30 protein-coding genes are annotated in these 25,361 nt (G+C 64.9%); 11 read left to right on the forward strand and 19 right to left on the reverse strand.

Going from position 1 to position 25,361, the window contains the following annotated elements; translation table 11 throughout:
* Positions 1-3 precede the first annotated feature (3 nt).
* The 4 genes from flgH to XI02_RS29255 all read left to right on the forward strand — a co-directional run bounded on the left by flgH (position 4) and on the right by XI02_RS29255 (position 2,420).
* Positions 4-756: a flagellar basal body L-ring protein FlgH gene (gene flgH, locus XI02_RS29240; protein WP_069276080.1), complete on the forward strand. Its 753-nt coding sequence runs from the start codon at positions 4-6 to the stop codon at positions 754-756.
* A 327-nt stretch (positions 757-1,083) separates the two neighbouring features.
* On the forward strand, positions 1,084-1,518 hold the full coding sequence (locus tag XI02_RS29245) for a hypothetical protein (RefSeq protein ID WP_038376391.1): 435 nt from the start codon (positions 1,084-1,086) through the stop codon (positions 1,516-1,518).
* A gap of 96 nt (positions 1,519-1,614) precedes the next feature.
* Positions 1,615-1,908 carry a hypothetical protein gene (locus XI02_RS29250; RefSeq protein ID WP_026193017.1) on the forward strand — a complete coding sequence of 98 codons (294 nt, stop codon included), beginning with the start codon at positions 1,615-1,617 and terminating at the stop codon, positions 1,906-1,908.
* A gap of 191 nt (positions 1,909-2,099) precedes the next feature.
* Complete coding sequence (locus tag XI02_RS29255) at positions 2,100-2,420, forward strand: hypothetical protein (protein ID WP_016846743.1); 321 nt, start codon at positions 2,100-2,102, stop codon at positions 2,418-2,420.
* Positions 2,421-2,450: 30 nt separating this feature from the next.
* On the opposite strand, the gene XI02_RS29260 is transcribed toward XI02_RS29255, so the two are convergent.
* From XI02_RS29260 to XI02_RS29285, 6 genes are all read right to left on the reverse strand, one after another.
* Positions 2,451-2,948, reverse strand: coding sequence for a GNAT family N-acetyltransferase (locus XI02_RS29260; RefSeq protein WP_016846744.1), 498 nt, complete (start codon positions 2,946-2,948; stop codon positions 2,451-2,453).
* Positions 2,949-2,982: 34 nt separating this feature from the next.
* A complete protein-coding gene (locus XI02_RS29265) occupies positions 2,983-3,414 on the reverse strand; it encodes a DUF1801 domain-containing protein (protein WP_018272565.1) in 432 nt (143 codons plus the stop codon).
* Positions 3,415-3,452: 38 nt separating this feature from the next.
* A complete protein-coding gene (locus XI02_RS29270) occupies positions 3,453-3,680 on the reverse strand; it encodes a hypothetical protein (protein ID WP_016846746.1) in 228 nt (75 codons plus the stop codon).
* A gap of 44 nt (positions 3,681-3,724) precedes the next feature.
* Positions 3,725-4,156, reverse strand: a complete 432-nt coding sequence (locus tag XI02_RS29275; RefSeq protein ID WP_016846747.1) for an SRPBCC domain-containing protein — start codon at positions 4,154-4,156, stop codon at positions 3,725-3,727.
* Positions 4,153-4,476 (reverse strand): helix-turn-helix transcriptional regulator, encoded by a 324-nt coding sequence (locus XI02_RS29280; RefSeq protein ID WP_016846748.1) that lies wholly within the window; start codon positions 4,474-4,476, stop codon positions 4,153-4,155. Before XI02_RS29280 ends, XI02_RS29275 begins: the two co-directional genes overlap by 4 nt.
* A 305-nt stretch (positions 4,477-4,781) precedes the next feature.
* Complete coding sequence (locus XI02_RS29285) at positions 4,782-5,723, reverse strand: IS110 family transposase (protein WP_018271587.1); 942 nt, start codon at positions 5,721-5,723, stop codon at positions 4,782-4,784.
* Between the two features lie 585 nt (positions 5,724-6,308).
* On the opposite strand from XI02_RS29285, the gene XI02_RS29290 reads away from it, so the two are divergent.
* Positions 6,309-7,073 carry a carbonic anhydrase gene (locus XI02_RS29290; RefSeq protein WP_075968973.1) on the forward strand — a complete coding sequence of 255 codons (765 nt, stop codon included), beginning with the start codon at positions 6,309-6,311 and terminating at the stop codon, positions 7,071-7,073.
* A 199-nt stretch (positions 7,074-7,272) separates the two neighbouring features.
* Here XI02_RS29290 and XI02_RS29295 read toward each other — a convergent pair whose 3' ends face one another.
* The 4 genes from XI02_RS29295 to XI02_RS29310 form a co-directional block, all read right to left on the reverse strand.
* Complete coding sequence (locus XI02_RS29295) at positions 7,273-8,058, reverse strand: 2-keto-4-pentenoate hydratase (protein WP_016846750.1); 786 nt, start codon at positions 8,056-8,058, stop codon at positions 7,273-7,275.
* A 205-nt stretch (positions 8,059-8,263) separates the two neighbouring features.
* A complete protein-coding gene (locus tag XI02_RS29300; protein ID WP_016846752.1) occupies positions 8,264-9,070 on the reverse strand; it encodes a hypothetical protein in 807 nt (268 codons plus the stop codon).
* A gap of 238 nt (positions 9,071-9,308) precedes the next feature.
* Complete coding sequence (dksA, locus tag XI02_RS29305; RefSeq protein WP_170991616.1) at positions 9,309-9,674, reverse strand: RNA polymerase-binding protein DksA; 366 nt, start codon at positions 9,672-9,674, stop codon at positions 9,309-9,311.
* Positions 9,675-9,884: 210 nt separating this feature from the next.
* The gene (locus XI02_RS29310) at positions 9,885-10,496 is read right to left on the reverse strand and encodes an NAD(P)-dependent oxidoreductase (protein ID WP_075968974.1); all 612 of its coding nucleotides are present in this window, start codon (positions 10,494-10,496) and stop codon (positions 9,885-9,887) included.
* A 104-nt stretch (positions 10,497-10,600) separates the two neighbouring features.
* On the opposite strand from XI02_RS29310, the gene XI02_RS29315 reads away from it, so the two are divergent.
* Entirely contained in the window at positions 10,601-10,987 is a 387-nt protein-coding gene (locus XI02_RS29315; protein WP_016846755.1) for a helix-turn-helix domain-containing protein, read from the forward strand.
* Between the two features lie 58 nt (positions 10,988-11,045).
* Here the strand turns inward: XI02_RS29315 and XI02_RS29320 are convergent, their stop codons facing one another.
* On the reverse strand, positions 11,046-11,459 hold the full coding sequence (locus XI02_RS29320) for a flagellar assembly protein FliX (RefSeq protein ID WP_018272569.1): 414 nt from the start codon (positions 11,457-11,459) through the stop codon (positions 11,046-11,048).
* Positions 11,460-11,724: 265 nt separating this feature from the next.
* Between XI02_RS29320 and XI02_RS29325 the strand changes: the two genes are divergently transcribed.
* The 4 genes from XI02_RS29325 (at position 11,725) to XI02_RS29340 (ending at position 14,276) form a co-directional block, all read left to right on the forward strand.
* Positions 11,725-12,849, forward strand: coding sequence for a flagellar basal body P-ring protein FlgI (locus XI02_RS29325; RefSeq protein ID WP_016846757.1), 1,125 nt, complete (start codon positions 11,725-11,727; stop codon positions 12,847-12,849).
* Positions 12,849-13,205 carry a flagellar assembly peptidoglycan hydrolase FlgJ gene (gene flgJ, locus XI02_RS29330; protein ID WP_018272570.1) on the forward strand — a complete coding sequence of 119 codons (357 nt, stop codon included), beginning with the start codon at positions 12,849-12,851 and terminating at the stop codon, positions 13,203-13,205. The genes XI02_RS29325 and flgJ overlap by 1 nt, the downstream gene beginning before the upstream one ends.
* A 20-nt stretch (positions 13,206-13,225) precedes the next feature.
* On the forward strand, positions 13,226-13,729 hold the full coding sequence (locus tag XI02_RS29335) for a hypothetical protein (protein WP_016846759.1): 504 nt from the start codon (positions 13,226-13,228) through the stop codon (positions 13,727-13,729).
* 160 nt (positions 13,730-13,889) lie between these two features.
* Complete coding sequence (locus XI02_RS29340) at positions 13,890-14,276, forward strand: hypothetical protein (RefSeq protein WP_026193018.1); 387 nt, start codon at positions 13,890-13,892, stop codon at positions 14,274-14,276.
* Between the two features lie 146 nt (positions 14,277-14,422).
* On the opposite strand, the gene XI02_RS29345 is transcribed toward XI02_RS29340, so the two are convergent.
* The 3 genes from XI02_RS29345 to XI02_RS29355 all read right to left on the reverse strand — a co-directional run bounded on the left by XI02_RS29345 (position 14,423) and on the right by XI02_RS29355 (position 16,559).
* Positions 14,423-14,788: a hypothetical protein gene (locus XI02_RS29345; RefSeq protein WP_016846761.1), complete on the reverse strand. Its 366-nt coding sequence runs from the start codon at positions 14,786-14,788 to the stop codon at positions 14,423-14,425.
* A gap of 28 nt (positions 14,789-14,816) precedes the next feature.
* Positions 14,817-15,182 carry a flagellar biosynthesis regulator FlaF gene (gene flaF, locus XI02_RS29350; protein ID WP_016846762.1) on the reverse strand — a complete coding sequence of 122 codons (366 nt, stop codon included), beginning with the start codon at positions 15,180-15,182 and terminating at the stop codon, positions 14,817-14,819.
* Positions 15,183-15,389: 207 nt separating this feature from the next.
* A complete protein-coding gene (locus tag XI02_RS29355) occupies positions 15,390-16,559 on the reverse strand; it encodes a flagellin (protein WP_028337699.1) in 1,170 nt (389 codons plus the stop codon).
* Between the two features lie 366 nt (positions 16,560-16,925).
* Here XI02_RS29355 and flbT point away from each other — a divergent pair, with 366 nt between their 5' ends.
* The gene (flbT, locus tag XI02_RS29360; RefSeq protein ID WP_016847775.1) at positions 16,926-17,357 is read left to right on the forward strand and encodes a flagellar biosynthesis repressor FlbT; all 432 of its coding nucleotides are present in this window, start codon (positions 16,926-16,928) and stop codon (positions 17,355-17,357) included.
* Positions 17,358-17,429: 72 nt separating this feature from the next.
* Here flbT and XI02_RS29365 read toward each other — a convergent pair whose 3' ends face one another.
* The 5 genes from XI02_RS29365 to XI02_RS29385 all read right to left on the reverse strand — a co-directional run bounded on the left by XI02_RS29365 (position 17,430) and on the right by XI02_RS29385 (position 25,334).
* Positions 17,430-19,313 (reverse strand): hypothetical protein, encoded by a 1,884-nt coding sequence (locus XI02_RS29365; protein ID WP_016847774.1) that lies wholly within the window; start codon positions 19,311-19,313, stop codon positions 17,430-17,432.
* A 7-nt stretch (positions 19,314-19,320) separates the two neighbouring features.
* Positions 19,321-21,198 carry a flagellar hook-associated protein FlgK gene (flgK, locus tag XI02_RS29370; RefSeq protein WP_026193019.1) on the reverse strand — a complete coding sequence of 626 codons (1,878 nt, stop codon included), beginning with the start codon at positions 21,196-21,198 and terminating at the stop codon, positions 19,321-19,323.
* A gap of 46 nt (positions 21,199-21,244) precedes the next feature.
* The gene (locus tag XI02_RS29375) at positions 21,245-23,077 is read right to left on the reverse strand and encodes a flagellar hook-basal body complex protein (protein ID WP_018272573.1); all 1,833 of its coding nucleotides are present in this window, start codon (positions 23,075-23,077) and stop codon (positions 21,245-21,247) included.
* A gap of 183 nt (positions 23,078-23,260) precedes the next feature.
* Positions 23,261-23,761 (reverse strand): peptide-methionine (R)-S-oxide reductase MsrB, encoded by a 501-nt coding sequence (gene msrB / locus XI02_RS29380; protein ID WP_038385500.1) that lies wholly within the window; start codon positions 23,759-23,761, stop codon positions 23,261-23,263.
* A 76-nt stretch (positions 23,762-23,837) separates the two neighbouring features.
* Positions 23,838-25,334 carry an FAD-binding oxidoreductase gene (locus XI02_RS29385; protein WP_172647665.1) on the reverse strand — a complete coding sequence of 499 codons (1,497 nt, stop codon included), beginning with the start codon at positions 25,332-25,334 and terminating at the stop codon, positions 23,838-23,840.
* Between the last annotated feature and the right edge of the window lie 27 nt (positions 25,335-25,361).

A 25,361-nucleotide genomic window follows, 5' to 3' on the forward strand; every position in this document is an offset into this window, starting at 1 on the left:
TTCATGTCCCAGTACCGCATCAACCGCCTCGTCCTGACCGGCGCGCTGTTCGCACTCGGAACGATCGCCAGCGGTTGCTCGTCGATCGACCGTCTCTCCCAGATCGGCGAGCAGCCGAAGCTGTCGTCGATCGACAATCCGACCACCCAGCCCGGCTACAAGCCGGTGCAGATGCCGATGCCGAAGCCCGAGATCGCCTCCTACAGCCCGAACTCGCTGTGGCGCAGCGGCTCCCGCGCCTTCTTCAAGGACCAGCGCGCCGCGCGCGTCGGCGACATCCTGACCATCACGGTGAACTTCACCGACAAGGCCGCGATCGCCAACGAGACCCAGCGCAGCCGCACCAATTCGGAAGACTCGGGCATCACCAATTTCCTGGGCTCGCAGACCATCACCCAGCCGAACAAGATCCTGCCCGGCCGCATCCTGACCGCCGACTCCACGGCCTCCAGCGACGGCAAGGGCTCGGTCAACCGCCAGGAAGCGTTGCAGACCAACGTCGCCGCGGTCGTCACCCAGGTGCTGCCGAACGGCAACCTCGTGGTCGAGGGCAAGCAGGAGATCCGGGTCAATTTCGAAATCCGCGAGCTGATCGTGGCCGGCATCGTGCGCCCGGAGGACATCCAGAGCGACAACACCATCGATTCCTCGAAGATCGCCCAGGCCCGCATCGCCTATGGCGGCCGCGGCCAGATCACCGACGTGCAACAGCCGCGCTACGGCCAGCAGGTTCTCGACGTGCTGCTGCCCTTCTAACGGCGTGATCCCGCAACGTGGAAACCGGTTTTCGGAAACGGATCATGCCTGAGTAGGACTTTTTACGAGCTCCCACATCTCGTCGCGAACCTAGGCGCGGCGCGGTGTACCAACACGGCCCTCGCTAGCTCCCCTGGCGAGGGCCGTGGCTTTTTGTGACCGGTGGCGTGCGCCGGCGCGGTCGCCGCGCGCAGTCCGATACCGCTTCACGAAAGTCGCGCCATCGCCTTGTCGGTTCGTTAACCCTCGCAGCAGCGCACAGTGGAAGTCCCGGCGCTTGCAACGTAGGGAGACGACAACGCAGGGTTTTCTGTTTGTATGACGGTCATGCAAAGAGACGGAAAATATGCGGCGTGGTTCCGGACGCCGCGGGGCGAAGGCACCGGAATAGTCCAGCTCGCAAATGGCAGGATCTCGGGCGGCGACGCCATGTTCACCTATGGCGGCACCTATCAGCTCGATCAGGACCGCTTCACGGCGACCCTGACGACGCACCGCTATGCCGACGGTCCGTTCACCACCGTGTTCGGATGCGACGAGGTCGAGGCGCAGCTGACCGGCTCGTTCAACGGCAACCGGGCGGTGTGCTCGGGCACGGCCAAGCAGGCCCCCGGCGTGCTGTTCGAAGCCACGCTGTTTCTGCAGCAGCAGGAGCCGGAGCCCGCCCCCGGCCCAAGGACCACGACAACGCGCGCGGGTGTGGCGAGGCTGCCGAAGCTGCCCGACCGGCGCACGACGGTCGTGAGCAGGCGCTTCAGCTAATCCGTCCGCAATCCCGATGGCGTCGCCACCCGGTCCGGCGTACGATCGCGCATGCGCGAAGCGCAGCCCGATCGATGCAGCCGGAAGGAGGAACGCATGTATGCCGCCATCCGTCACGCCAAGGCGAAGACTGGTAGCGCCGAGGAACTCGCGCGCCGGATCAAGGAAGGCGCAATCCCGATCATCAGCGACGTCGAAGGCTTCATGGCCTATTACGTGGTCTATGCCGGCGACGATACGGTCACCGCGATCAGCGTCTTCAACAACCATGCCGGCGCCGAAGAGGCCAACCGCCGTGCACTGGCCTGGATCGACGACAATCTCGGTCCATTGCTGGTCGGCCAGGCCACGGCAGTCGCCGGTCCCGTGATCGTGCACACCATAGCCTGAAGGCCGCAACCGCGGTGGCGGGCCCGGTGATCGTGCACACCACGCCCGGCAAACTTCACCCGGCAGAAGCTGCCCGCGGCGCGTCGGGCGCGCGCATGGCGGCGCCGCGATCCCTTTGAAATCACAGCTGCAACGGATGGCACGCCATTTGCTCCGCGATTGCAGCATTGCAATGGGGACTGCGCGCGCAGATGACGTCGATCTCGGCCCTTGGATCGGTCACCGCCAGCATGACGACTGGCACATTGAAGAAGCCGCTGACCGCCGACGCCACCGGCGGCAGCTCGCTCGGCGACACCGCCGAGCAGAAGTTTCTCAAATATGCGCAGATGAGCCCGATGGACCGGATGCGTGCGAACATCCTCAAAAGCATGGGCATGTCGGAAGAAGACCTCAAGAACATGACGCCGGATCAGCGCGCCGCGGTCGAGCAGAAGATCAAGGAGCTGATCGAGCAGGCGTTCCAGAAGAACGCCGGCAAGGCCGGTCAGGCGGTCGACATCTCGGCCTAGCCTGGCTGCGCGCGAGGGCGACGGCCGCATTCACGCGTCGGGCCTGTCGCTCAGGACAATCAAGACCTTGCCGCCGAAGTCGTATCGCGCAACCTCGCGCATGCCGAGTCGCAGATGCGCCTTGAGCGAGCGCGGGTTGTCTTCCCTGATGAAGAGGATTGCCTCGCGGCCGGGGAACGTCGCCTGAAGCTTGGCGTATAACGCCTCCAGAACGCCAAGGCCGCGCGCGTCCCGCGAGACGCACACCGGACCATAGACATACGCATCTGCCTGCCCTGGCCAGGCCTTCAGCATGGCCTGCACCGGCGGCGCCTCGTCATATCCCTTCTCCGACGTCAGGAGCGCGCCGAGCAACCTGCCCTCATCATCGGTCGCGACGACGATCGGCTGCCCGTTTGCAATGCGCGTCTCGATCGCCTCGCGCGGCCATTGCCCGAGCAGCATGCCGCCGCGGTCGCCGCCGTTGGCCGTCAGCAGCGCGGAGATGGAGTCCGCGTCCGGCGATGTGGCGAGCCTGGTCTTGATCATCTCGGACGGATCGCGAGCACCATGGCGGGGCAGCTCACGCCTTCTTCTTCGCGGTCGCGCGGGTACCGGCGGCCTTCTTCGCAGGCTTCTTCGCGGATTTCCTGGATTTGGCGTGGTTGAGCTCGATCGCGGCACGAATGAGCGTCTTCAGCGCAGGGGCGTTGACCTTGTCGCCCTCGAACAGATCGATCGCGCGCCGCGCATTGCCCTCGAAGCCGGTGTTGAACAGTTTGTCGGGGTCCGGCAGCTGCGCGCCATACATGAAGGTCAGCTTGACCTTGCCCTTGTGGGCGTTGCCGACCGCGATGATCCCGTCGCGCGACCACACCGGGCTGCCCATCCACTTCCACTCCTCGATGATCTCAGGATCGGCGGCGAGGATGCTCTTGCGCAGGCTGGCGAGCGTCTTGCCGCGCCAGTCGGTGAGATCCTCGATCATCCGGTCGATACGTTCCGATGCCGTCATTATTCTCGCCTCGCGTTCCGACCTCCATGCAACCACACTCAGGACGCCGAGGTCGAGCCTTTCGCGATCCGCCGCGGCGACAGATAAGGCAACGCGAACAGATAAAGGCCGCTAAGCAGCATCAAGATCAGCGGGAACAGCGCCAGCAAGCCGATCCAGACCGCCTGCTGCTGCAGGACCATCGCGACGATGTTGATGATGACGGCGACCGTGAAGGCGATCGAGAGCCAGCGGTGCGATTGCCGGATCCAGTTGTTCCAGTTCAATGTGACCTCCTGTTGGATGAATGTTGTGAGTTCGCGAGCGCGCCTCACTCCGGCCGCGCCATCAGCTGATCGAGATTCTCGAGGAACTGCTTCCATCCGGCATGGGCGCCGCCATAGGCCTGCTTCTGATGCGGCTGGAAGCCGGACTGCTCGACGCGCAAATGGGTGCCGGTGGCCGTCGGCGTCAGCGTGAAGACCACGACGCTCTCGAGATTGTAGGCGGCATCCGCATGCGCGAAATTCCATGTGTAGGACAGCGTCTTGTACGGCTCCACGGTGAGCACCTTGCAGTCCAGCACGCCGCCCCACTCGCCGCGCAGGTTGAAGCTGTGCCCGACCTCGGGCTTGAAATCGTTTTTCATCAGCCACTCCTCCATCAGATGCGGTTGGGTCAGCGCGCGCCAGAGCTTTTCCGGCGGATGAGGAAACTCACGCTCGACGATCGCGGAACGCGTTTCAGCGGTGGTCTTGTTCATTGGTCCATCCTTTTGAGGAGATCTTCGAGGTGGTCGAACCGGTTCTGCCAGAAGCCCGCCATCTGGCTAGTCCAGTCGATCAGCGGCGCCAGCGCGCCGAGTTGCGCGCTGTAATGGGTCTGCCTGCCTTCATGGCGGTCGCGCACCAGCCCGGCCTGCTTCAGCACACCGAGATGCTTCGACACCGCCGGCTGCGAAATCCTGGCGCGGGCCGTCAGGGCGCCGACGGTCTGCTCGCCCTCGCGGCACAGGCGCTCGAAGATGGCCCGGCGGGTCGGGTCTGCAAGGGTTCGAAACAGGATGTCGTGAGCGTCTGGCATTTGCGATCAATAACCCGTTGGTTATGATTTAACGTATAACCAGCCAGCTATGGATGAGTCAACCGGAAACTTCGGCGGTGCGGCCGTGGCCGCGCTAGCTGGGGTTTCTTCGGCTCAATCGTACAACAAGACCACCCGGGCCTCTCATAACCCGCGGGTTATCCGGTGGCGCCGATGTCGGCCCGTCGGGCAACTCAGGGCGGCACGAAGAGCAAAGCTCGGGCAAATCATCTCGCGAGAATGCGAAGCTTTGAGCACCGACAGCGCAACACACTCAGTGTCGTCCCGGCGCAGGCCGGCAACTGTTATGTTGGTTTGGTCTGCAGGTACGGCTTTCGGTCTCGCATCATGGCATTGAGGACCGTGAGCAGCTTCCTGGCGACGGCGATGAGGGCGAGCTTGGCTGGTTTTCCGGCCTGTCGCAGTCGTGCATAGAAGGCCTTGAACGGATCAGCTCTGCGAACTGCGTTGAGGGCCGCCATATAGAGGGCGTCACGAACGCGCTTTCGGCCGCCCGCAATCTTGCGCTTGCCGCGGAAGGTGCCGCTGTCGACGTTGAAGGGAGCAAGGCCAGCGAGCGCTGCGAGTTGTTTCGGTCCGACCCGCCCGAGTTCCGGCATCTGCGCGATGAGCTGCATGCAGGCCACGGGACCCACGCCGGGCAGCGAACGCATTAACTTCGCATCGTCCGCGATCTGCGCTTCGGCTTTAATCAATGCGCTGATGTCGGCCTCGATCTCGGCGATCTCGCTGTCGAGGACCTCGATGAGGCGGCCGATGCGTTCGGCCATGGCGCGATCGTCGGCCTCGCTGCGCCGGTTCTTCTCCTGGGCGCGCATGAGGACCAGCTGATCCCGCCGTTTTGCAAGCCTCGCCAAGGCGCCCCGTGCAGGATCGGCGACCTGCTCGGGGGCGGGCTGCATGGCCCGCGCAAAGGCCGCCAGCATCCGCGCATCGATCGGATCGGTCTTGGCGAGTAGGCCGCTGGCCCGTGCAAAGTCGCGGGCACGGGCCGGGTTGATCCGTGCGAACTGGATCCCGGCCTGACGCAGCGCCTCGCGAAGCGCGAGGTCATAGATACCCGTCGCCTCGAAGACCACCAGCGCATCGCATTGCCAACGCGCCACCTGCTGTGTGATGGCCTGTGTCGCGTTGGCAATGCGCCTCGGCACGCCGTCAGCCTCATCAAAGATATCGAGGTGTTTCTTGGAGATGTCGATTCCGACGTAACGAAGAGCTATGATCACGGTGCCTGTCCCTGTGATGCGAGGTCTGTTGGTGCAGCCTCGTGCAACTGTTCAGGTTGATAGATGGAACGGGCGGGAGACCGAGCCGGCTCACGGCGTCAAGCGCCAAGGACCCAACGGCTTCCCGCCCACCCTCATCCTGACACACTTCCAAGACACAGGGACCCATAACCACCGAAGCAAATTGTTAAGCGCTGTTGCAATGACGAGTCCCGCCTACGATGTCCGCCGCGGCGTATGGGTCCGGCCTTCGCCGGGACGACGCATGCAGAGAGCCGCAACGCACAACGCGAATACCGTCATGCCGGCGCAAGGGCTTCGCCTTTGCCGCTGGAGATGCGAGCGCAGCGAGCCTCGAAGGATGGCGTCGATCCTTCAAGTTGCGCGGAGCCTGTCATCGGGCCGCGCTTCGCGCGGAAACGTTGGCGCGCCTCAGGATGACGGTTCTGCTGGTTTCGCAGAGACGACAGCGAACTTGATGGCTCCGAGCGCGCGAAACCACATCGTTGCGGTGGCACAGCGCATGATCTACAACCTTTGCACGGACGCGATTGCTATTCCCGGATAATTTTACGGAGATTTTTGATGTGCCAGCTTTGCGAAATCGCAGCTCCCACCCAGACCTCCCGGCGCCGCTTCCTCGCTGCCGCGGCCTGCACCGCCGCCAGCCTCGCCCTCGCGCCGCCGGTTTCCGCCAAGGAAACCAAATCGCCGCCGAAGCCGCAGAATGTGCTGGCGCCGGACGCGGCGCTGGACCGGCTGGTCAAGGGCAATCTCCGCTATGTCGAAGGCGTCTCGCGGCGGCATGATTTCAAGCACGAGCGCGAGGCGCTGGCCGGCGGACAGAATCCGTTCGCCGGCATCCTGAGTTGCGCGGACTCCCGCATCGCACCGGAATACGCGTTCGACACCGGCCGCGGCGATCTGTTCGTCTGCCGCGTCGCCGGCAATTTCGCCAGCGACGAGACCATCGCGAGCCTGGAATATGCATCGGCCGTGCTCAACGTGCCGCTGTTCATGGTGCTCGGCCACGACAGCTGCGGGGCGGTCGACGCCGCCATCAAGTCGCTAAAGGACAACACCACCCTGCCCGGCCATCTGCCCTCGCTGGTCAATGCGATCGCACCGGCGGTGAAGGCGACCGAGGGCAAGGGAGGCGACCGGCTCGCCAACGCCATCAGGCAGAACGTCATCGACAACGTCGCGAAGCTGAAATCGGCGACGCCGATCCTCAGCGCCGCGGTCGATCAGGGCAAGCTCAGGGTGGTCGGCGCGGTCTATCGGCTGACCGACGGCAAGGTCGAGCTGGTCACCGACGCCAAAACGGCCGGCGATGTGAAAGTCAGGTGAACATCGCACTCGGTGTCGTCCCTGCGAAAGCAGGCGAAAGCCGGACCCATACTCCGCGGCGGCCGTCGTGAACCGCGCTCGTCGTTCCGGCGCCGTGCAACAATCAGCACTCGTGGTTATGGGTCCCTGCTCCCGTGCGCAATTGCGCACTAGGCAGGAACGACATCTTTATGTGGCGGCAAGCTCGCCCAACGTCGCCTCAGGTGAAGGTCGCTTCCACCTTGCCGAGACCGTCGAGCTCCATCACGACCGTGTCGCCCGCCTTCAGCCACACCGTCTTGACCAGGCTGCCGGTCAGCACGATCTGGCCGGCGTGCAGGCCACGGCCTTCAGTGGCGAGATGATTGGCGAGCCAGGCGAGCGCGTTGTGGGGATGCCCGAGCACGTCGGCGCCGGTGCCGCGGCCTTCTTCCTTGCCGTTGACGATCGCGCGTCCCGCGACCGCGCGCAGATCGGGCATGTTGATGCGAGGCACCGCCTCCCCGAGCACGCAGCCCGCGGCGAAGAAGTCGTCGGCAATGAGCGTCGGCGCACCCAGCGTCTCCCATTTGACGTAGCGGTCGTCAACGATCTCGATCGCGGGATAGTAGGCATCGATCGCTTCCGCGACCCATTCGGCGGTGAACGGCGCCTCGCTGGGAGCGAGATCGCGGGCGAGCCGCACCGCGATCTCGCACTCGACGCCGACATGGACGAACTCGGCCGCCGGCAGCTGCACGCCGCTGTCATGCACGACCTTCTCGAACACACCACCACCGCAGGGGTGCGGGATGTTGATATATTCCTGCATCACCGCGCTGGTGCAGCCGATCTTGTAGCCGACGAGGCTGCCCACGTGTGGCTGCATCAGAGCGTGCAGCGCGTACTGCACCTGATAGCCTTCGGCCTCGTCGCGCGGCACGACGTCCTTCGGAAGCGCCTTGAGCGGCGCCCGGCTGCGACGCGCGCTGGCGATCGCCTTTGCGGCCGCGAGGACCCGATCCATCTGCGCAGCCTCCCTGGTGTTCTCGGCGGCGCGGTGGCGCCTCCGTCTGCTCGCTGCAATTCAGCACTCGCCGACGCGTCTGGCAAGCACGCTGGACGGGAGCTGCCGTCAGGCCTTGACGAGGCCGAGCCGGATCAGGCTCTTCGCGGTCGCGACGATCATCTCCTCATTGCCGCGCGGGCGCCAGCCGAGCAGGTGCTGCGCCTCACCCCATGCCAAGCGCCTGCCGGATCGCGATCTCGACCGGCGAATACGCACCATCCGCACGTTCCAGCCGGTACGGCTCGCCGGCAACGAGCGACGGCTGGGCCATGAAGCGCGGCGTCGTGCCGCGATGCTTCTGCGCGGCATGCACCAGCAACGGATGACACAGATAGACCGTGCCGGCCTCACCGGTCGCGAGCGCGACCTCGCAGTCGGCGCCGACATCGTCGAGCACCATGCGTGCGCGCCCGGCTTCGCCCGCCGGCGCGAGGTAGCGGGCCATCGGAAGGTGCGAGCCGACCCTGATCCGGGTCGGCGCGTCGTTCTCGCCGACGTCGGAGAACAGGAACAGCAGCAACAGCGCCCGGCCGCGCGAGACGACGTTGGCCCGCCAGGCGGAGAAGTCGCTGCGCTCGTTCGGGTCGCAATCCTGGCCGGGGAAGCTGACGTCGATGTGCCAGCCGGCATCGCCGGGATCGTCCGGATGCGGGAAGCGCACCGGAAAGGTTCCGATGTCGTCGCGCGGGCGCCAGCGGCCGGGACCGGCGATCTGATCGAACGCCCGGTGCAGCAGCGGCGTGTTGATCGCTTCGCGAAACGGCGTACCGCCGTAGCCCGGCAGCCGGATCACCGGTTGGGTCCAGGTCAAAGGGTCGTGCTCGCTGCACGGCAGATCACGCCACATGATGGCGCGTCCCAGGTCGGCGAGTTCCCGGGGAAAGGCGCTGTCGATCCGGACAAAGCCCTGTTGGATGAATTGCTCGATCTGCGCGCCGTCAAGCGCACGCGGGTCGTTTCGAGGGGTCATGATTGTCTCTCAAACTGTCGCCGGCCATCGCTGCTCCGCGATGCGCGGAACCTGACCGGCTCATTCGGTTTCACTGGAATCCCAGGAGCGAAAGCTCGTGGGGCCGCTCAGCGCTTCCATAAGGAAGCGGGATCAGCCCAGGAAAAACACCGAAGCGATGTTGAGAGTGCGTGTCATCATGGCGGCGCGAACGTACAACCGGTACGCGCCGGTAGCAATCCGTGGCGATCCGTCACCACTATTCGTCGCGATAGACCTTCTCGCGCTTCTCGTGGCGTTCCTGCGCCTCCACCGACAGCGTTGCGATCGGGCGGGCTTCGAGCCGCTTCAGCGAGATCGGTTCACCGGTCTCTTCGCAATAGCCGTAGGTGTTGTCTTCGATGCGCTGGAGTGCCGCGTCGATCTTGGAGATCAGCTTGCGCTGACGGTCGCGGGCACGAAGTTCGATCGCGCGGTCGGTTTCCGAGGACGCTCGGTCCGCGAGGTCGGGATGATTGACGTTCTCTTCCTGCAACGTCTGCAACGTGACCTTCGATTCGCGGAGGATCTCATCCTTCCAGGCCAGCAGCTTGGCGCGGAAATAATCGCGCTGCCGCTCATTCATGAAAGGCTCTTTTTCAGTCGGCCGGTAGTTCTTCAGCTTTTCCAAAGGCAGCCATGTCCCTGTCAGGCGGAGGGAACACAACCCCTCCGCGCGGCGCCTTATATAGCCACGTCATGTGACAGACAATATCTGCCACCGCGAAAGGCGGGCCGCCCCCAAGGCCTTGCACAGGCAAACTTATCCGCCCTGCCCGGGGACGGCCCTGCCCCCTCAATAACCGACCGTGAAACGCCGGCGGATATGGGCCGGACGCTCGATTTCGTCGGCGAGTGCAACTGCGAAATCCTCGAACGAGATCGAGCTTTTGCCGTCTGGGGCGGTCAGAAGCTGGTCGGTCCCGAGGCGGAACTTGCCGGTCCGCTCGCCGGCCACAAACAGCACCGAGGGCGACAAAAAGGTCCAGTTCAGGTCCTTCTCCTGGCGCAGCAGGTCGAGGAACTCAGCCCCCTTGGAGGCCTCGGCCCTGTATTGGGGCGGAAAGTTGGAGGTGGTCACCAGGCGGACCCCCGGCGCCACCTCGAGGCTGCCGGCGCCGCCGACCACGAGATAGCGGCCGACCCCGGACGCCTTGGCAGCCCCGATCAGCTTGGCGGGATCGCTGACCAGGAAATGGATCGAACTGATCGCGGCATCGTGGCCGACCCACAACGCGGCCAGGGCGGCCTGGTCGTTCGCGTCCCCCTTGCAGGCAGTGACATTGGGCACGCTGGCGATCTTCTCCGGGTTGCGGGCGATGGCGGTGACGGCGTGGCCACGGCGGGCGAGTTCCGCCGTGATGCGCGAGCCGGCCTGGCCGGACGCGCCGGCGATGGCGATCTTCATCTCAAGTCTCCGATTGATAGTTTCCAATGGTGACTAGATAGCGAAATGGATGTAGGTGTGAAGAAGGCACTCTTGCCTCACCTGATCACGCCGGAGTAACCGCGATGAAAGCCACGAGCCTCAAGCCGGACGCCTATGCCGCCAATTGCCCGACGCGCCAGATCCTCGACCGGGTCGGCGACAAATGGGCGGTGCTGATCCTGCTGCTGCTGCGCGGCGAGCCGATGCGCTTCAACCAGCTTCGACGCGCCATCGAAGGCATCTCGCAGAAGATGCTGTCGCAGGTGCTGAAGAGCCTGGAGCGCGACGGGCTGCTGCGCCGCCGGGCGATCGCAACGGTGCCGGTGACGGTGGAGTATTCAATCACGCCGCTCGGATCGACGCTCGCCGAAGCGGTCGATCCGCTGCGCGACTGGGCCGAACAGAATCTGAAGGATGTGCTGGCTGCACAACGCCGCTACGACGCGCAGCGCAAGGCGCTGGCGGCCTGAGGCACCGGCGGCCTGAAGGCACTGGCGGCGTGGGACAGGTGAGTTGATCGAGAGGAGCCTAGTATTGCCCGGCCTTGGCGAGTTCGACCTCGACGCGCAGTTCGATCTCGCCGAGCACGGCATCGAGGCCGGGGTCGCCGGAGGATTCCTTCAGGCTCGCCGCGGCGTCACGCAGCCGGTTCACCGTGGAGGAATCGAAATTGCCGGACAGCAGTCCGAGCTTGAGCGCATCGAGCACGTCGAGCGCGCCCTTGCCGCGGGCGACTGAGCGCTTGCGGCGTTCGGTCGGGTCCTCGACGCCTTGCAGCGCGAGCAGCGCATCGAGGCTGGCGGCGGCCTTCGGCGCCGCGGTGGAGCGAACTTCCTCCTGAGCGGTCGTCGCATCCGGCAACGAGAAGCCGCTCGACGAGGTGCGGCGCGTGGCGCCGGTGGACGTGCCAAGCGTGGTGCCGTTCGGTCCGTAGATGCGCATCGTCGTGATCCCGCAGGCCTGAATGGGCCGAGCATCGCCGTTTTATGGTTAACGGCGCGTAAACGACCCGGCAATTTCTGCCGCCGCGCGGCAGTTTCGCGCTCCCTGGCGAACCCGAGGAAAATGACGACCCGACAATTTCGATAAATATATCAAGACATTGCTTAAGCGAAGCGAAGTGGCACGCAGCTCGCATGGTTAATGGCGGATCGCCGTCATGGGAGTGTCGCGCGCTCCGCGAGTTCAGTTCGAGGGGAGCATCGGGATGCCCGGCATCCGCATCGCAAATCTGTTCGGAGTGACCTGCGCCGCGCTGCTGGCGCTGGCGGCCTCCGTCATGCCGGCTGCCGCGACGTCGCGGATCAAGGATCTCGCCAATATCGAAGGCGTGCGCCAGAACCAGCTGATCGGCTACGGCCTCGTGGTCGGCCTCAACGGCACCGGCGACACGCTGAACAACATCCCCTTCACCAAGCAATCGCTGCAGGCGATGCTCGAGCGCATGGGCGTCAACATCCGCGGCGCCACCATCCGCACCGGCAACGTCGCTGCCGTGATGGTGACCGGCAATCTGCCGGCGTTCGGCACCCAGGGCACGCGCATGGACGTCACCGTCTCCGCGCTCGGCGATGCCAAGAACCTGCAGGGCGGCACCCTGCTCGTCACCCCCCTGCTCGGCGCCGACGGCAATGTCTACGCGGTGGCGCAGGGATCGGTGGCGGTCGCCGGCTTCGCGGCCGAAGGCGCCGCCGCCAGCGTCGTGCGCGGCGTGCCGACCGTCGGCCGGATCGCCAACGGCGCCATCATCGAGCGCGAGATCGAGTTCGCGCTCAACCGCCTGCCCAATGTGCGCCTCGCGCTGCGCAACGCCGACTTCACCACCGCCAAGCGGATCGCCGCCGCGGTCAACGACTATCTCGGCGTCAAGACCGCCGAGCCGATCGATCCCTCCACGGTGCAGCTTGCGATCCCGACGGAGTTCAAGGGCAACGTCGTCGCCTTCCTGACCGAGATCGAACAGCTGCAGGTCGATCCCGATCTCGTGGCCAAGATCGTGATCGACGAGCGCTCCGGCATCATCGTGATGGGCCGCGACGTTCGCGTCGCCACCGTCGCCGTCGCGCAGGGCAATCTCACCGTCTCGATCTCCGAGAGTCCGCAGGTCAGCCAGCCCAATCCGCTGTCGCGCGGCCGAACGGTCGTGACACCGCGCACCAGCGTCGGCGTCAGCGAGGACGGCAAGAAGTTCGCCGTGGTCAAGGACGGCGTCTCGCTGCAGCAGCTGGTCGACGGCCTCAACGGCCTCGGCATCGGACCGCGCGACCTCATCAGCATCCTACAGGCGATCAAGGCCGCCGGCGCGATCGAAGCCGACATCGAGGTGATGTGATGGCGAGCCTGATCAACAGCACCACCGGCAGCATGCCGAACAAGGCGTTGATGCCGATGTTCAACGGCCGCCCCGATCCCGTGCTGCAGGACGCGCTGAAGAAGGTGACGCCGCAGCAAGCCGTCAAGGCGAAGGCGACCGCGACCGATTTCGAATCGATGTTCCTCAACTCGATGTTCTCGCAGATGACGACCGGCCTGAAGGGTGACGGCCCGTACGGCGACACCGTCGGCACCGGCGCATGGCGGTCGATGCTGACCGACGAATACTCGAAGAATTTTGCCAAGGCCGGCGGCGTCGGCATTTCCAACGAAGTGTTCCGCTCGCTGATCCTGCAGCAGGCGAACAAGAGCTAGGATTTCAAAGGAGCAGCGCGATGAACCAGCGTCCACAGCAGCCGCGGCCAGTAGCATCCGCCTCCGCCGCGCGGTCCGCGACGTCGACGCCGCCGGACGTCGCGCGTCTCGCCAACGAACTGACCGAAGTGATGAGCGGCCTGCTCGCCGTGATCGAGCAGGAGACCGAGTTCGTCCGCGCGGGCAAGATCCGCGAGGGCATGCAGCTCGAGCCGCAGAAGTCGGAGCTGTCGCGGCGCTATATGCTCGCGGTCGAGCACCTGAAATCGATGCAGAAGATGCTGTCGCAGACCGATCCCGAGCTGCTCGCGACGTTGCGCCGGCATCACGAGACGTTCCGCGCCATTCTGCAGGTCAATCTGACCGTGCTTGCGACCGCGCACGCCGTCTCCGAAGGCATCGTGCGCGGCGTCAATGCCGAGGTGCAGCGCCGCAACATTCCGAACACCTACACCGCAAGCGGACAGCGCGCCACGCCGGGCCCGCGCAACATGACGCCGATCGCGGTCAGCCGCACGCTCTGACGCAAACGCCGACAATTTAGCTCAATTCGACGCAGCCCCGGCAGCGGGGCATTCAGCGTGTTTTCTAACAGCCTATTGAGAGGTTCCCCGTAGAGTTGCGGATCGTGAGGGGTTGGGATTTGACTCAAGCAAACTAGTGCCTGTGCACTACGAGGCTGCCATGAGTACAGATTTCAACATCAAGCCGGTGGGGGCACCGGTCGCAGCGCCGATGATCTCTCCCACGAGCGATACGGCGCAGAAGGCGGTCAAGACTGAACTGCCGGCGAGCCAGAGCGTCACCGCTCCGGAGCCGAGCGTGCGCGTCACCATCGATCCCAACGCCGTCAACGCATCGATTTCAAATCAGGCTCCGTCGGTCAGCGACCAGGTCATCATCGACCGCGACGCGCGCGCCGTGGTCTATCAGGTGGTCGATAATCGCACCAATTTGGTGGTGAGGCAGTTTCCGGAAGAAGCCGTATTGCGCCGCCGCGCCTATTTCCACGCGCTCGATCTCAGCAAGGACGCGCCGACGCGGGTGCGAGCCACCGATCGCCGCGCTTAAAGCGCGATGAGATTAGGTTGAATCATCATCGCGCTTTGGCTCCTTGTTTGAGCATGATCTCCGCGCAAACGCGTCCCGCGTTTGTCGCGAGGGAAAACCGCTTCGCACTTTTCCGGATCATGCTTTAGGCGCGGAGCAACGACCGTTCAGGTCTTCTGCGTGGCGTAGGCCTTGTCGAGATAGGTCGCCCCGGTGGCCGGATCGGTGACGACATTGGCGATCAACGCCGTCCCCTGCTGCACCAGCGCAAACTTGGTGTCGCCGATCCGGAACCCGCCATCCTTGATCAGCACATCCTGATACTTGCTGGTGCCGTCGCTCTGGTAGTGAACCTTGGCGCGGAAGCCGTCGACGTTCGACACCGAGATGTTGAACGACTTGTTGTTGGCGTACTTGCCGCTCCAGCTGCCCTCATAGAGGTTCGGATCGACAGCCACATAGGGCGTCTTCGACGGGACCGTCAGGCCGGCGGCCTTGTAGTTGGCCGACAGGATGCTCAACACGTCGGCCATGCCGAGGGCTCCGTCAGGAATCGATCGATCAGCCGCGACCCGAGAGGCCGGCGGCGATATTGCAGTTGATATCGATCAGCGACTTCAGTTTCGCCGGATCCGGATTCATCTGGATGTCGACGGTCTGCTTCATCACGAACACGCCGATATTGGCGATGTTCTGGCGAATCTCGAGCGGCTGCGGATTGTCGTCGCCCTGCGCGGCGCTGAGAAAGATCGACCACAGCCGGCGGTTGAACAGCAACGCGTGATCGAGCGCCTTGTCGGGACCGTTCCAGTTCGTCTGGACTTCCTGCAGCTGCCGCGCGGCCTTCAACAGCGCCTGCGCTTCGATTTCACGTGGGGACGCCGTCGTCGTGGAGGTACGAGCGTAGGCCTGGGCTGCATTCGACATTCAATGACCTCGATGGGATGCGGATTTCTCGAGCCGCGAAGACGCAATTCTAGCGCCCGATATTTATGCATCCGGCGCCTTTAAATATGGTTAGCAGCCGTTACGAAATGCGTCGTTCTGACGGCATGGACAGACACCGTAATATCCCGGAGACAAATGAAAACGGCGGGGTTTCCCCCGCCGTTCTCGAAGCACTTGCCGGCGCGCTTAGCGGAGCAGTTGCAGCACGCTCTGCTGGCTCTGGTTGGCGAGCGCCAGCGCGGAGACCGCGATCGACTGGCGGGTCGACAGCGCCTGGCTGTTGGCCGCTTCCTCGTTGGTGTCGGCCAGCGTCAGGTTGGACGAACCGGTCTGCAGCACGTTGATCAGGTTCTTCGAGAAGTCCTGACGGATCTGCACGATCGACAGGTTCGAACCCAGCGTCGAGGCTTCGCTGCGCAACGCGGAGCTCGCCGAGCTCAGCGACGAGATGACGCTGTTCGCCGAGTTGTTGTCGAGGAAGTCGGTGCCGGCGGTCAGCGCCTTCAGACCGAGGCCGCTGGCATTGAAGGTGACGCCGGTGATGCTGAGCGTCGACTTGCCGGTCTCGTTGAAAGTCAGCTTCAGGCTGTCGCCGTTCAACAGGTTGATGCCGTTGAAAGACGCGTCCTGCGCCGTGGTCGTGATCTGCGCGATAGTGTTGTTATACTGCGTCACCAGAGCGGCGCGCGCCGACTGCGAGGCCTGGTCGGCAACCGGGGCCGTGCCGGCCGCGCTGAACGTCGCGGTGCCGCCGCCGGTGTTGGTGAAGGTCACCGCACCGATCGTCGAGGACGCCGCGTCATTGGTCGTGGTGATGACGAGCTTGTTGGAGCTGTCGAGGCTCGCCGTCAGGTTGCTGGCCGCCAGCGACGTGTTCAGCTGCGCCAGCGACGTGCTGGCCCCGAAGGTGAAGCTGAAGGCGGGTTGGCCCGCCGAAGCCGCGATCGCCAGCACGTCGCCGCTCTTGATCGTGGTGCCGTCGACGAGGTTGGCAGACGTGCCGCCGAGCGCCGCAGTCGAGGTGACCTGCGACCTGGTGGTATAGCCGGTCGGGCTCTGCAGCACCTGGTTGGCGATCGACTTCGCGGTATCGACCAGCTTCTGCAGCGAGGTGATGCCGGTGTTGGCGGCCTGCAGCACCTGCACGCCGTTGCCGATGCCGTCCAAGAGATTGTTGATGTCGCTGGCGCGGTTGTCGAGCGACTGCGCGGTGAAGAAGTTGGTCGGGTTGTCGAGCGCCGTGTTGACCTTCTTGCCGGTGGCAAGGCGGTTCTGCGTCGTGGAGAGCAGATCGGCGGTGGACTGGAGGGAGAGGAGGTTCTGGCGAACCGAGGAGGAGAGAATGATATCGGACATTTTCATACCTTTCTGGTGTGAAACTGAGAAAAAAGCCGCTCCAATCCTTTCTGATCGGGCGGATGGCCGATCCTGCGGTCAAGCCGCGAAGGAAAAAGAAATCTCCAGCACGGCATTTGAGACAAAGGCCGAAGAATAAAATTGTCGCCATTGGGCGAGGTTCGTCCCGAAAACTACTGAGGCGACTGACAATTCCGGCCAGATAACGACGCCAGCGCCCGCCCCTCGTTCACCAAGCATTAACCATCATGGGAAAGGATCGCTGTCGCATCGGCCCCTGCCCGCAGCGGCGGCTGCTAAGCAGTGCCGAACCACTTCGCTCCGCCAGCGAAGACATCGCGCGACTGCCGGCAAAGGAGAACGGTCATGGCCCTGAAGGTCGAACTCAAACCGAACGAGCGCATCATCGTCGGCAATTGCGTGATCACCAACACCGACCAGCGCGCCCGCCTGCTGATCGACGGTGACCGCATCCCGATCCTGCGCGAGAAGGATATCCTGACGCCCGAGACGGCGGACACGCCGGCGAAGCTGATCTATCTCGCCGTGCAGCTGATGTATCTGTCGCCGGACCCGATGGCGCACCACCCGACCTATTTCAGTCTGGTGCGCGACATCATCACCGCGATGCCGAGCGCCTGGCCGTTCATCGAAAGCGTCAACAACTTCATCCTCAACGGCGACCTCTATCACGCGCTGAAGGAGTCCAAGAAGCTGATCGCGCACGAAGAGAAGTTGCTGGAGACCGCTCGCGACCAGCAAAACGCCGATCGCGACGACGCACGCAAGAGCGCGTAGGCGCCCCTCGCCTGAACGAAAAAGGCCTCCTCGCGGAGGCCTTTTTGCTGTCTGGCGTTAAAGGGCGCGCGATCAGCTGATCGGCAGATATTTCAGCAGCGTCGTCTGATACAGCATCGACGTGGTCTGGTACGACGCCTGCAAGCTGGTTTGCAGCGCCAGGATCTTGGTCGCGACCTCGTCCTGATTGACGCCCTCGACCGAGTCGAGCATCGTTTCCGCCATCCCCTTGAGCTGGGTCTGCCGATCGGTGGCCGCCTTGGTCGCGGTCTGGGCACCGGCGAATTCGGCCTGCACGTCCTGGATCTGCTGCTGACCGTTTTGCGGGGCGAGGTTGGCGCTCACGCGCTGCGCGAGCGCCGTCACCTGCGCACTCGCATTCGGGTTGCTGGCATTGGTGGTGACGGCCGCATACACCGCGACGTTCTGCAGCAAATAGCGGAAGGCTTGCTCGTTGGCGCGCGCGCCATACTGCACGGTGATCGACTGATCGACCTGGGCGACCGCGGTGCCGCGCGCCGACCCCGGGCCATTCTCGCCGGTGTACCAGTAGACGGTGTTGCCGGGCGTGCCCGCGACCAGGTTGGTCGCGGTGTCGAACGGCGGTCCCCCTACCCTGAGCGGCGCCGGCGCTGCGGTGGTGTTGTTGGCGATGCCGAGCGCGCCGAGTGCGGCTGTATTGGAGCTCGAGATCGACAGGCTCTCGCCGTCGGCGCCGTGCAACGTGATCGCGCCGTTGCTGATGGTCGACGGGTTCTTGGTGCCGCTGATCTGGTCGATCTTGGCCATCAGCGTCTGTACGCTGTCGGTGACGTTGACCTGGTTGCCGGTGGCGCCCGAGGTCACGAAGGTGATCGGCGTGCCGTTCACCGTGATGGTGTCACCGGCGGCAAAGCTCGTCGACAGCGAGTCGGTGCCCGCCGCCCCCGACAGCGCCGTGGCGCCGCTGATCGGCGCCGGCGGCGTGTTCTGGTTGTTGACCGCGGCGCCCGAGACGGTCGCGACCGGATTGAAGAAATTGTTCGACGCCGCGACCGCGGACGCCGCGACCAGCGACGTGTCGCTCAACGTCTTGATCGACGAGGTCAGCGTCGACTGCAGGTTGGCCGTCGTCGCCGCGGTGTCGGCGCCGATCAGGAACGAGCCCGCGGGCGGCGGGTTCGTCGTGGTCGCCGTGAGTTCGATCGCTTCGGTGGTGCCGTCGGGCAGCGTGAAGTTGAACTTGATCTTGTCGCCGTCCTTCGGATTGACGGCGCCGAGATCGACCGACGAGGTCTTCGGCGTGCCGGTCGGCTGCGTCACCGTGGCGCCACCCGTCAACGACGATTGCACCGACAGGAGTTTCAGGCCGAACGGCGAGCCGTCCTCGGCGATACTCGTGACCGTCGTGGTGGCCGGCGGCGACGAGACGCTCAGGCGCCCCATCATGCCGGCGCCCTGATCGGCCTGCTTGCGCTCATTGATGAGCTGCGAGAGCCCGGCCTGGGTTGCCGTGCCCTTGAGCATGGTATCGGCGGACACCGTGGCCGGCGTATCCATCGCGCGGCCGGAAAACAGATAGCGGTCGCCCGACTGGCTGTTCAGCATCGCGACCGCGTTGGCGAAGGCCGCCTGCGCCGTGATCTGGCCCGAGGTCTGGCCGCTGTCGTTGAGCGTCAGCGTCGCCGTCGTCGCGGCGTTCTTCACCTGGGTCCCGACGTCGGACAGGCCCTGCAAGGTGAGGTTGGCGACACTCAGGCGCGTGTTGAGGTTGGTGGCGGTATCGGAGAACGCGTTGATGCCGCTGATCTGCGCGCGCAGGCTGAGCGCAAACCCGCGATCGAGCCCCTGCCCCGCATAGGTCGTCGATACCTTGCCGGTCGCAAGCTGCGTGGTCAGGTCATTGAGCTGATTCCGCAGGTTGAGGATCGTGGTGCCGATATAGGAAGTTCTGCCGCTTACGCCGTCGATCGACATGTTACCCTCACGTGAGCTGCAGCAGCGCGTCGTACATCTGCTTGATCGACGACATCACGCGCGCATTGGCGGAATAGGCGTTCTGCAGCGAAAGCAGATGCGCCATCTCCTCATCCATGTTGACGCCGGAGGTCGAGTCCATCTTGGTCTGCAGCGTGTTCAGCACGACGTCCTGGCCGTCAGCCAGTTGCTTGGCAGCGGTCGCGGACTCGCCCTGCTGGCTGATGAACTGCTTGGCAAAGTTCAGCAGCGTGCCGGTGAACGGCGCGCCTGACGTGCCAAGGCCGGTCTGCGGCGAATAGCTGTATGAGGCGTTCGACAGCTGGTTCAGGACGAGGTTCGCGCGCGTGGTGTCGCCGGCCGGCGTCTGCGGATTGGTCGAGTACACCACCATGCGCGAGGGATCGCCGATCAGGCCGGTGTTGACGCTGATGCGCGCGGCAAGGCCGGTGGTCTGCGATCCGTTCGCGGTGATCGCGCCGGTGTAGAGTCCGCCATTGTCGGTGAACAGCGGAAGATGCGGATCGCCCGAGGTCAGCGACGAAACCGTCGACGTGACCGATGCCGCGGTCACATCGGCCTTGTTGACGGCGCCGTCGTCGAGCACGCGCAGCGTCGACCCCGACGGATTGGAGAATTGCAGGCCGGTTCCGCCGAGTGCACCGTTGAGCTGCGACAGCACCGAGCTCAAGCCGCCTGAGAAATCGATGCCCAGCACCTCGTCGTTCGGATCGACGGTCGCGGTATTGCTCAGCGGCAGCACGCTCGGATCGTCGACGCGAATGATCGACAGATTGTGCGTGAGGCCGGTGGTGTTGTCCTTGTAGGAGACGTGGATGGTGTTGCCGTTCTGCAGCCCCGAGAGGTCGAGGTCGAAGCCGGACTGCGCCCCCGCCGTCGCCGCGGTGCCCGCGGTGGTCTTGTCCGACAGCGCGCTCGACATCGCGGCGGCGAACTGATCGATCTGTGTCTGGGCCTGCGCCAGCGTGTTGTCGCGCAACTCGAGATAGGCGGCGATCTTGCCGGAGCGAATCGAGTTGGTCGACACCATGTCATAGGTGCCGCCATGCGGGAACGTGATGGTGATGGTGCCGACGGTGCTCTTGGTCGGGTCGGTATTGTACAACGTGTTGGGCGTCATCGTGCCCTGGGCGTTGAAGCTGAGCGTCGCGGCCTCGGTGCCGACCAGTTGCACGCCGGAATTGGTAAACACGCTCACCTGGTTCTGGCTGTTGGTGACGGTGCGGATGTCCATCAGCTGCGAGAGCTGCGTGACGTAGCGGTCGCGCTGATCGAGCAATGCCGCGGTCGAGGCATCGGTCGTGCCGCCATTGGCCGCCAGCTGGACATTGAGGCGCGCAATCTGCTGCAACGCATTGTTCGCGCTGTTGATGGAATCGCTGATGCCGGCCTCGGCGTTGGCGCGCAGCGTCTGGATTCCCTGCGAGGTCGCATTGAGCTGCTGCGCCATCGATTGGGCGGCATTGATCACGCCGATGCGGGCCGACTGCGATTCCGGGCTGGTCGACAGCCCCTGCAGCGCGGTCAGGAACTTGTTGTAGGCGTCCTCGATCGTGCCGGTGGAGTCGGGATTGCCGTACACGCCCTGCAGATTGGCCAGGAAATCCGAGCGGACATCGGCATAGGCCGCTCCCGACGTCTCGGTGCGGAGCTGGGTCTGCAGGAATTCGTCGAGCTGGCGGTTGACGCCGGTGATGAGGACGCTCGATCCGTACTGGCCGGTGGTGCCGGTGACCTGATTGAGCGTCTTCCTGACGTAGCCGGGCGTCTCCGCGTTGGCGACGTTCGACGACACGAGCGAGAGCGAGGCCTGCGTGGCGCGCAGGCCCGACATCGCGGTGGAAAGGGCTTGGCTCAAACCCATGATGTGTACTCGCCTTTACTTCTTCACACGTGCAGCAACGACGCGATCAGCGCACCACGTTCAGGAGATCCTGCACCATCGAATTGGTCGTGGTGATCACCTTGGTGTTCGCCGAATAGGCCTGCTGGGTCACGATCAGCTTGGTGAACTCGTCGGCAATATCGGTGTTCGAGCTCTCGAGCGAGGAACCGACGATGGTGCCGGCCTTGCCGAACAGCGCCGCGCCGGACTCGTCGGTCGCCTCGAACGCACCGCCGTCGATGCGCTTGAGGAAGTTGGTGCCGTTGAAGGTCGCCACCGAGATTTCGGCGAGGTCGATGTTGCGGCCGTTGGTATAGTTGCCGACGATGCGGCCGTTGGTGGAGACGCTGACCGACTGCAGCTGGCCGGCGGGGAAACCGTCCTGCTGGATCTGGTTGACCTGAACGTTGCCGTTGGCGTCGGCGAACTGGGTCACGCCGCCGGAGCCGAAATTGATCACGGGGCTGCCGAGCGACACGCCGTTGACGACGGCATTGGTGAGCGCCACCGAGGAGATCGCCGGCGACATCTGGCCGTTCGAGGCGAAGGTGAAGTTGACGTTGACGTTCTGCCAGGAGACCTGTGTGCCGGTCGCATTGGGATTGACCTGATAGAATAGGTTCCAGGTATCGGTATGTCCGCTGCCCAGCGAGGAGCTGTCGGTTTTGGCCCAGCGGAATTGCAGATTCACCGGCGCGCCCGACACGTCGTAGGCGGTGACGGCGCCGCCCGAGACGGATTCGTTCAGGAAGGTCGAGTTGTCGTTGCCGATAACCTGGCCGGTGCCGACCGTGCCGCCGCCGCCGCGAACCGCAACCGCCGACCCGGTGAAGCCGAGCGCTGCGAAGGCGGTCGAGTTCGAGCTCGTCACGTTGAGATCGGCCAATTTGCCGGAGTGCAAGGTGATCTTGCCGCCGCTGATCGTCGATGGCGTCGTAGTACCGGTAATCGCGTCGATCTTCGCGAGCAGCGTTCCGATGCTGTCGGTGACGTTGAGCTGGTTGCCGGTCGCCCCCGACGCCACGAAGGTGATGACGGTCCCGTTGACCGTGATCGTGTCGGCGGGCACGACGGGCGGGCCGGCAGAGCCGGCGCTGAAGTTGGTATTGATCGAATCGGTGCCGGCTGCGCCCGAGAGCAGGGTCGCGGCGGTGATGGCCACCGACGGCGTCGCCTTGTTGTTTTGCGCGGTGCCGGTGATCGCGGAATCGGTATACGGCGCAGCCGGCGTGCCCAGCACCAACGGATTATTTCCACTGCTGAACGCGCCCGGCCGGATCAGCTCGGAGCCGGGAACCGAGGTGTCGTGCGCGGTGGTCAAGGGATAGGACGCGAGGTTGGCGCGATAGTCGATCTTGGTGGTCTGCTGCGCCGGCAGGAAGTCGTTCTTGAATTGCAGCACCTGCGGCGATGAGCCTGCCGGGTTGCCAGTGGTCGGGTCGATCGGCACGCCCTCGAGATAGTAGCCGGCGCCGTTGACGAGATAGCCGTCCTTGTTGAGCTGGAAATCGCCGCGGCGGGTATAGCGGTCAACGCCGTCGAACACCGGCGCACCGTCGGTGAAGCTGCCAGGCTTCTGCACCGCGAAGAAACCGTTGCCGTTGATCGCCATGAAGGTCGCGACCGATGCCGACTGCACGTCGCCCTGCACCGAGTTGGTCGAGCGGGACTGCGCGGTGACGCCGCCGGCGAGCTGCGCGGTCAGCGCGGTCTGCGGGACGAGGTCGAGGAATGAGGTATCGATGCGCTTGAAGGCCGTGGTCTGCGAGTTGGCGATGTTGCCGGAGATGTTTTCGAGCGCGTAAGACCCCGCGCGCAAGCCACCGACAGCCGTCGTGAGAGCGCCGAAGATACCCATGACATGTTCTCCAATTCGATTCCCGGCGGCTGGCAATCACAGGAATGGCCGCATCGGCGGAGCATGTCGCAAAGGTCGTGCCACGAAACAAAACGTAACAAAATCATCCGCTTGAAAAAAATGCCCCGGTCGTTCGACCGGGGCACATTTGCCGGGAGCGGCAACAATTGCCGGGAAGGAATGTCAGGTCGCGGACGGCGCCGCCGGGTGAAACACCAGCGCAAAACCGTCCATGCAGTAGCGAAGTCCGGTCGGTTTCGGGCCGTCGTCGAAGACGTGGCCGAGATGGCCGCCGCAGCGGCGGCAATGCACCTCGGTGCGCACCATGCCGAAGGTGCGGTCCGAGGTCGTGCCGACCGCATTGTCCAGCGGCTTCCAGAAGCTCGGCCAGCCGGTGCCGCTCTCATACTTGGTCTCGGACGAGAACAGCGGCAGGTCGCAGCCGGCGCAGGCGAAGGTGCCCTTGCGGTGCTCCTTGAGCAGCGGGCTCGATCCCGGCCGCTCGGTGCCCTGGTTGCGCAGGATCTCGTATTGCTGCGGCGTCAGCTGCGCGCGCCATTCGGCGTCGGTCTTCTCGATCTCGAATTTCTCGGCGGCCTGCGCCGGCGAGGCGCGCAGCCAGCGAAAGGCGGCAAGGCCGAACAGGCCGGCGACGGAAGCAAGCAGGATGCGGCGATCGATCATCAATCATCTCCGGTGCGGACGGCTCAGGAGGGCGTGCCCGAGGTTCGTCAACAAATACGAACCCCGCCGGCGGACGTTACATCCGCCCGTCGGAGATCCGCTCACTTTCTTGCGAGGCGTCCGGATACGGCGCCTCGCCTTCCTCGATCGACCTCGGCGCGGGCGGCCGCGCCGGCCGCACCCCCGACGGGGGCGGGCGGCGGGCTGCGGGTCCCCTGGTTCCCGCCCTGAGATTGGCCTCGGCGAGCCGCGCCTCGCGCAGGCGCTCCTTCGCACGTGCACCCTCGCGGTAGCGCGCCAGAACACCCGCCGCGGACGCGGCGCCCCTCGTCCACAGGCTGACGAAATGACCGGCGACGCGGCCGGTGGTGCCGCCGGCCCAGACCAGCTCGAACGGCGAGAACAGCCGCCAGCGGTCGTCGCCCCGCAGGATGCTGCGCGCGATCAGCTGCCCGGCGAGCGCCGAGGTGTTGAGCCCCTGCCGGCCAAAGCCGCTCGCCACCCACAGGCCCCGGCGCAACTGGCCGATCTGCGGCATGCCATGCACGGTGACGCCGACCGCGCCACCGAACATCTCCGCGATCGGAACCTTGCCGAGTTGTGGAAACACCGTGGCGATGCGGCGCTGCACCGCCCCGCCAAGCCGCTTCGGCCGTGCGTCCCAGGTGGTTTCGGGGCTCGCCCACAACAGCCGATCGCCATCGACGACACGGAAATGGTCGATGCCGTGGCTGTCGACGACCGAGCCGGGAAAGGCGATGGTCTCCGCCAGCCGCTCCCCGAGCGGCTCGGTCAACGCCGCGTAGCGCCACACCGGCAGCAGCGTATCGGACAAGCGCTTCAACGGCGCACCGAGATGGATATTGCCGGCGAGGACAATATGGTTGGCGCGCAGCCGCGCCGTCGGCGTCACGATGCGTTTGCGGATGCCGGAAAAATCGATGCTGACGACCGGCGTCTCCTCGAAGATCCGCACGCCCGCCCGCATCGCCAGCGCGGCGAGGCCATGCACATATTTGCGGCCGTCGATCTGGAACGCCTTCGGATAATAGATGCCGTGGAAATAGCGGCCGGTCCTGAGCACGCTGCGCACGCGATCGACCTGCCAGCCCTCGACCCCGGTCGCGAAATCCTCGCCCAGGGTCTGCAGACGGCCGATCAGCGCCTCGCCGACATCGACATTGGAGACCTCCAGCGCGCCATCGCTCGGCTTGATGCCGGGGATCAAATCTTCGGTAGCGGTGGCGCGGACATAATCGGCGCCCTCCTTCGACAATGCCCACAATTCGCGGGCATCGTCGAGGCCGACGCGCTCGATCACCTCCGTCATCGGCAGGCCGAATCCCGGCATCACGGTGCCGAGATGATGACCGGAGGCGTTCCAGCCGATCTGGCGGCCCTCGAGCACCGCGACGCTCGCCCCGAGCCGCGCCGCCTCACGCGCCACGGTCAGGCCGGCCAGCCCGGCCCCGACCACGCAAATGTCGACGTCGAGGTCAAACGCCAGACGGTCGCCGAACGGCGAGTCCGCCTGATCGGGGCCGTCTGCCGCACTTGTGGAACTCTCGCTCATGGCGTTTCTTACGAACCGCTGCGGCGC

It is taken from the genome of Bradyrhizobium sp. CCBAU 21365 (assembly GCF_015291305.1).
Lineage (GTDB): Bacteria > Pseudomonadota > Alphaproteobacteria > Rhizobiales > Xanthobacteraceae > Bradyrhizobium > Bradyrhizobium elkanii.